The organism is Phenylobacterium sp. (genome assembly GCF_041916435.1).
Lineage (GTDB): Bacteria > Pseudomonadota > Alphaproteobacteria > Caulobacterales > Caulobacteraceae > Phenylobacterium.
The window spans coordinates 1-2,248 of sequence record NZ_JAYRZM010000019.1 but is presented as its reverse complement, the minus strand read 5'-3'; the positions used below and the strand labels follow the sequence as shown (position 1 = coordinate 2,248).

At 65.2% G+C, this 2,248-nt stretch carries 1 protein-coding gene; it reads right to left on the bottom strand.

Annotated elements, in window-relative coordinates; genetic code table 11:
* Positions 1–121 precede the first annotated feature (121 nt).
* A complete protein-coding gene (locus tag ACE3TA_RS22515; protein WP_374576566.1) occupies positions 122–1,933 on the bottom strand; it encodes a M10 family metallopeptidase C-terminal domain-containing protein in 1,812 nt (603 codons plus the stop codon).
* Positions 1,934–2,248: the final 315 nt, after the last annotated feature.

Below are 2,248 nucleotides of genomic sequence, written 5' to 3'. Positions count from 1 at the left end.
CTGGTCGGAAGGTCCTGAGGTGGAGGTGCGGTGGTCGGCGCGGCGCGCCCTGGCCTTCATGACCATCACCAGTGGCGCGCTCTGGATAGGGCTTGGCCTGCTGATCAGCCGTCTCTGAAGCCTAGACCACGAAGAGCCAATCCCCCGTCAGGCTAGATAGGTTCACGCCCACAAGCACCATCTGGTCGCCGGTATTCATCAGGATGACGACGTCGGCGCCAGATTGGCTGACGCCATAGCCGGTTCCGGCCGCCACCTGCACGCGGTCGCCTTCGCCACGATTGAAGTCGAGGACCCGGTCGAGGCCGGATCCTGAGAAGACGTGGAAGGTGTCGGCCCCGCCACCGCCGCTCAAAGTGTCCGAGCCGCGATCCCCGGCGATCCAATCGGCGCCCACGCCGCCTTCGACCACATCATCGCCCTGGCCGCCACGCACCCAATCGTCGCCATCGCCGCCATAGGCGGTGTCGTCGCCCAGATTTCCATAGACGATGTCCCCGCCGGCGTCCCCGTAGAGCAGATCGTTGTCCTTGCCGCCGACCACCCAGTCGCCGCCACCATTGCCATGAGCGGTGTCAGCGCCTTGGTTGCCATTGATGTCATCGAAATCGCCGCCGCCGGATAGGCTGTCAGAGCCCTCCTCGCCGCGCAGGTAGGTGACGCCGGAGGTCGCGCTTAAGGTGTCACTGCCAGCGCGACCATAGAGTTGCCCTCCCTGGTCGCCCGCGATCAGGCGGTCGGAGCCTCCGCCGCCCACGGCGACTTCGATCCGGCTACTGGTGAAGACGCCGATGTTGTCGACGAAGCCGCCCACCGACGAGAAGTGACCCGGTCGCAGGTCGAGGATCTGGCTCTGGCTGTAGCCCGAGGCGTCCAAGGTATCGACCCCGCCGGTGTCGTAGATCGTGAAGGTCACACCGGATGGATAGTTGGCGAAATCATAGCGGGACCCCGCGGTGCTGCCGAAGCCATAGACCGTGTCGCCCGACCGCGTGGAGGTGTTGACGCCATACAGATCCTGGATCGCCTGGATGTCGCCCATCTGCAGGGTGACGACCCGGTCCTGCAACTGTTGCCCCGGCCAGCCCAGATAGCCCATCACCGTGTATTGGGTGGAGTCGTTGGCGAAGATATTGGTGACGCCATACTCGGACTGGCCGCCATTGTAAGGGCCGGGATGGCCGATCCCCAGGCCGTGCGCGGTCTCGTGCATGTAGACCTTGAACGCTTGGGTGTCGAAGCCTGGCCCCGTGATCCAGTCGGCGCTGATGGTGATCGTCGCGGACTGGCTGACGCCATTGACCAGGGTGGAGCCGCCCTCGGCGATCTTCGAGCCCGAGTTGCGGAAGGTGATGTCGGCGGCGCCGTCCACCACGGTGAAGGTCAGCTTCGAGACCTCCTGGAACTGGCCCAGCGCGGCGAGGGCGAAGCTGCGCTCCACATCGCCGAGGGCCGAGATATTCACCGTGAGGCTACTGTGGTCGAAGTGGCGGGTCCCTGTGGCGCCCAGTTGCCCGGACTGCCAGAACCCGGTGGTCAGGTAGTTGGCGAATTCGATATTGGAGACATAGGGGCGCACGCTGGCCATCCAGGTTCCCGTAGATCCAGCCTGTGCCGACGACACCGCCAGATAGTAGGAGCCTGAGGCCGGAGCGGTGAAATCCACCATCTCATTCAGGCCAAGGCCATTTGTCGAAGACGGGATCAACGCGCCATTTGCGTCGCGAATTTGCAGCGCCGGATCGTACAGAGTCCCGCTGGCGGGGCCGGTGTTCGGCTGCGCGCCCGACACCAGAATGCGGTAGGCCCCGCCTGCGGTGAGCTCCACCCGGATCCAGTCCTGGTCTCCAGCGGTCTCGATGTCCCCGCGGACATAGCCGGATCCCTGGCTGATCAGGGCGGTTGTCGAAGTGCTGGCGGCGAAGTCGTCCATTTGGCCGTCCCCCAAAGGCGACCTGTCCCAAGGACTCTTCGGATGGTGCGACGCCCATCCTTGCGGTCCAGGGCAGGCAGGTTTGAAGGCGCTCGGCCCACGAACGCCCTCAGGTGGTGTCACCCTGAGGCAGGTTCACGGAGATGGCAACCCAGACGAGAGTCGCCGGTCAGGCCCTCCCAAACCGCAGCACGACCGACGTCTCTGACGCCTCCAGATCCAGGCGGGCGCTCAGGTTTGAACCTGCCCCCTGGTCCCTGAGCCAGCCGGTATAGAGCCCTTCCAGCATGGCCGCGAAGGCGGCGGGCCACAGGC

Coding starts and splice junctions, on each gene's coding strand:
- ACE3TA_RS22515 (WP_374576566.1), bottom strand. CDS start 1,933: ATGGACGACTTCGCCGCCAGCACTTCGACAACCGCCCTGATCAGCCAG.